The organism is Bacillus sp. S4 (genome assembly GCF_040838205.1).
GTDB classification, from domain to species: Bacteria; Bacillota; Bacilli; order Bacillales; family Bacillaceae_G; genus Bacillus_A; species Bacillus_A cereus_U.
In genome coordinates, this window is record NZ_JBFPJI010000294.1 from 1 (window position 1) to 3,989 (window position 3,989).

Below are 3,989 nucleotides of genomic sequence, written 5' to 3' on the forward strand. Positions count from 1 at the left end.
ATTAAGAGGAGAATGGGAAGGTCGTGCTTTCGAAGGTTTTGATCAACAGTTCAATGAATTAAAGCCAAAAGTACAAAACTTCGCACAGCTATTACAAGAAATTAATGTGCAGCTGAATAAAACTGCAGAGGCTGTTGCTTCTCATGATGAAGAATTATCACGTAATTTCGGTTTGAAATAAAAATTGTCATACTCTATATAACAAGCATTTCAAATGAGCCATACAGCTTATATTGTATGGCTCATTTGATTGCATGCCTAGCGAGTGATATTGATAGGGATATATATTTAATGAGATTTCTTTGATGCGTTTGGAAAACTTATAGAAAGGGTTTGAAAGAATGGGACAATTTCAAAGTAATTTACAAACAGCAACGCAAATTGCTACGAAAATGGGATCAGCCTCTGATAGGATTCAAAGTGCAACCAGTCGTTCTATAACAAAGGCGACGCGTACAACATTATCTGTTAATTTCAAAGCACAAGAAGCGAATCAACAAGTCTTAGATTTGACGAGACAATTTCTTGCTGCCTTTCAACAATCGATTGATAATATTCACTCGGTAGCTAACGAGTTTGAGAGAATGGATAATGAACTTCATAATACCTTTCGCTAATGTGACTATCTGATAAAAGTAAAAGGGTAGGGGGAAAAGATGAGTCAAGATATTGAAAAACAAATTAATCAATTGAATCAAAAACTACAAAGTGTATTCGAAGAACAGGATCGAAATCAATTTGCAATTCAAACCCAGGAACATGTGGAACGAGATTTTTATGAATGGAAAAATAGAAGTAATCGTTTATTTAATCGAATTTTAGAAACTTGGCATCGTGATAAAGAATTATCTTATTTTTTTATGAATATGCGTCAAGAAGCACAACACATTGAGCGAAAACTTACATTCGAATTGGAAAACAAAAAAGAAACATTGTTTAAAGAGAAACGAGATCCTAGTGATTTAGAAAACGACCTTTCCTATCAACAACAACAATTAGCAAGGGAGGTCAATGCATGAGTTTAAATATGTATTTGGGGGAAGTACAAAGCCAAACTCAAAGCATGAATGCTGTATGTACTGCTACCATTCAAGGTATGGAACAAGCGATTCAGTCGATTGACGCTTTTGCAGTTGATACTGTTTTACAGGGACAAACATATAGTAGTGCAAAATCATTTTTTGTACAAACCTTTCGTCCTTTAGCGCAAGGTATTATTTATTTATGTGAAGAACTAATCCATCAAAATAATGCCTTTCCAAACGATTTTCAATCGCGAGTAGCTCAGGCAGATGTAATCGAACAAGAAATATTAGAACAAATTCGAGAAATTGACCGAATGAAAGCAAGTATGGAATCCATTACTCAAACTATGCCAATACCGGGTATGGACGCTCTGGCGGATCTTTTTAATGTCATGAGGCAAAAACTGCAAGAAAAACTAGAACATCTATATGAATTTAATTATACTTCTAGTAGTAATTATGATACGGCCCTCCAACTAGCCGCTAACATTGCGATGGGTTTAGCGGAAGTCCAAAGTGGAAAAGGTTTTAGTCCCGTAAGTGGTACATTTAGTACACAGGGATTGAATATGGACTGGACGACTTCCATTCAAAAAATGACAGAAGCTAAGGCACGCGAAGCGGATAATTTTGTAAATAACAATTTATCAGATGATAATATCGAAGAAGGTACAATGTATGATACCCCCCCTGAAAAATCTATGCTTCGAAAAGTTTGGGACGGTATATACGTTGGTTCTGGACAAGTTATCGGAGGGATTGTAGAAGGATTCAATTCACTAGATGATACAGTAACAAAAGAAAATATTAAGTATGCTATAGGTCATCCCCTAGAGACAGCATCTACTGCTTATAATACTTTTTCTGATTCATTTGTGAATGATTTTTGGCATGGTGATGCAGAAAGTCGCGCAAAATGGGGAACAAGTACTTTTATGGAAGTTGGGATAGGATGGGTTGGAGATAAAGGGATAGGCAGAGTAGGGAAAATAACTACACTCAGTGAAGGCGCGAATCTAGCAAAATTCTCAGAAGGTATCTCTTCCGTTTCGAATCAAATACCATTGAAAGACCAATTTGCTTTTGCTGGCGGAGGCAGTTTGCGGTCTAGATTTGATACGCCAGATTTTAGAGCAGTTGAGGAAAAGCTATCGACCTATCAATTTGCTAGAGATGAAAATATTCTTAATGTAAAACCTGGTGATAGCAGTCTACTTGCTCCAGGAGGCGGACTAAAAGCGCATAAAGCTAGAGGTGGACATTTAATCAAAAGGCACGTAGGAAAAACAGATGAAGAGTTGTTGCAAAGATTACAGAATGATTCTAGAATAACAGGGTCATCAACTTTTACTGATAGGGCTACCGCTGAGAAAGTAGCTAATGCTACCCTCAGTGACCCTAATAACCAACGAATTATTAGAGATTGGTTAAATAATCCCCGAAGCCGTTCTACGATAGCGTTGGATTATTATAATAATGATATTATTGGGCGTGGAGTACGGAGAGGGGCTACAACAGCTCATGATATGAAAAATGCCAAAATTGTCTTAAAAAAAGACGGCAATGGAAATTTCATTTTAACAGGTTATCCAGTTGACTAATAGGAGGAAAGAAATATATGCTATTAAAAAAAAATCCAGAAGATCCGGTTTATCAGTTCTTAGCAGCAACATTTCATCAAGATACATTTTACGAAGAAGCACTCCAAGAGTTACTTGAAGAAGAAAGTACGGAATATTTACAAGACGCTATTATTTTTCTAACTGAATTTATTCAAAGTGATTATAGTGATAAAGAAAAAAATGAGTACATACAGTTTTCTGCAGATGGGATATATTTTGAAGGATTAGAAATAACACCATTAGAATGGCTTGAACAAACAGTTAAAACGCTAAAACAAGCATTAAAAAGCACTTAATAAAAAAATCGACCGCCCGTAATAGGCGGTCTTTATGTTGGTTCTGGGCAAGTTATCGGAGGGATTGTAGAAGGATTCAATTCACTAGATGATACAGTAACAAAAGAAAATATTAAGTATGCTATAGGTCATCCCCTAGAGACAGCATCTACTGCTTATAATACTTTTTCTGATTCATTTGTGAATGATTTTTGGCATGGTGATGCAGAAAGTCGCGCAAAATGGGGAACAAGTACTTTTATGGAAGTTGGGATAGGATGGGTTGGAGATAAAGGGATAGGCAGAGTAGGGAAAATAACTACACTCAGTGAAGGCGCGAATCTAGCAAAATTCTCAGAAGGTATCTCTTCCGTTTCGAATCAAATACCATTGAAAGACCAATTTGCTTTTGCTGGTGGAACTACTTTAAAATCCAATATTACAGGCAATACTTTTACACAAGCTAAAGATACTTTTTTATTCTTCGATAAATTCAAAGCACACCCTAATTCTGTTTTCTTGAATAATAAAGCTGTTGAACATCTTTTTCATGGAAACTTTAATAGAAATAGAGAACCTGGTGGGTACCATCATGAGAGTATGATGGGAGGCGGAAAAATAAAACCTGGAACTGAGTCACCACCTAATCGTTTTGGTGTATATACTGCTGAAATCGAAGTTAATGGGGTTCTAAAGGAATCACCATCGACCTTTTTCCAAAAACATTGGGATAGAACTAAAGTAATGGAAGCCATTTATGAGGCTTTTAATAATAAAAGACATCGACATGGCAATGTATATTCTGGTAAGACTTCTGAGGGAATGGAAATTAGATTTGTTCTTATTAATGATAAAATTATAACTGTTTATCCAAAGTACTAAAGATGGTGAGGTACCAAAAATGAAATATGATTATAAAATAACAAAATATGAAGATGTAGATTCTTTAAAAATAGAATTACCTAAAGAAATAGAAATTGTAGCCACATTTTTAGAAGATGATATCCAAGGGATTCCCATTAAATGGTGGTTACAACAAATCGATGAAGTATTAAACAATATAAAAG

Annotated in this window: 5 protein-coding genes and 1 pseudogene; all 6 read left to right on the forward strand. The window is 35.5% G+C overall.

From position 1 onward, the window contains the following. Positions 1-181, forward strand: a 181-nt coding sequence (locus AB3X48_RS18720; protein ID WP_367959805.1) for a WXG100 family type VII secretion target, incomplete at its 5' end; no start/stop codon positions are given. 160 nt (positions 182-341) lie between these two features. Continuing rightward, positions 342-617: a TIGR04197 family type VII secretion effector gene (locus AB3X48_RS18725; RefSeq protein WP_367959806.1), complete on the forward strand. Its 276-nt coding sequence runs from the start codon at positions 342-344 to the stop codon at positions 615-617. 39 nt (positions 618-656) lie between these two features. Beyond that, complete coding sequence (locus tag AB3X48_RS18730) at positions 657-1,019, forward strand: DUF3958 family protein (RefSeq protein ID WP_016103877.1); 363 nt, start codon at positions 657-659, stop codon at positions 1,017-1,019. Beyond that, positions 1,016-2,626, forward strand: coding sequence for an RNase A-like domain-containing protein (locus AB3X48_RS18735; protein WP_367959807.1), 1,611 nt, complete (start codon positions 1,016-1,018; stop codon positions 2,624-2,626). Before AB3X48_RS18730 ends, AB3X48_RS18735 begins: the two co-directional genes overlap by 4 nt. 17 nt (positions 2,627-2,643) lie before the next feature. Continuing rightward, positions 2,644-2,943, forward strand: a complete 300-nt coding sequence (locus tag AB3X48_RS18740) for a contact-dependent growth inhibition system immunity protein (protein ID WP_016103879.1) — start codon at positions 2,644-2,646, stop codon at positions 2,941-2,943. Positions 2,944-2,970: 27 nt separating this feature from the next. Then, positions 2,971-3,804 (forward strand): annotated as a pseudogene (locus tag AB3X48_RS18745) (EndoU domain-containing protein); the annotation flags it as partial. Positions 3,805-3,989: the final 185 nt, after the last annotated feature.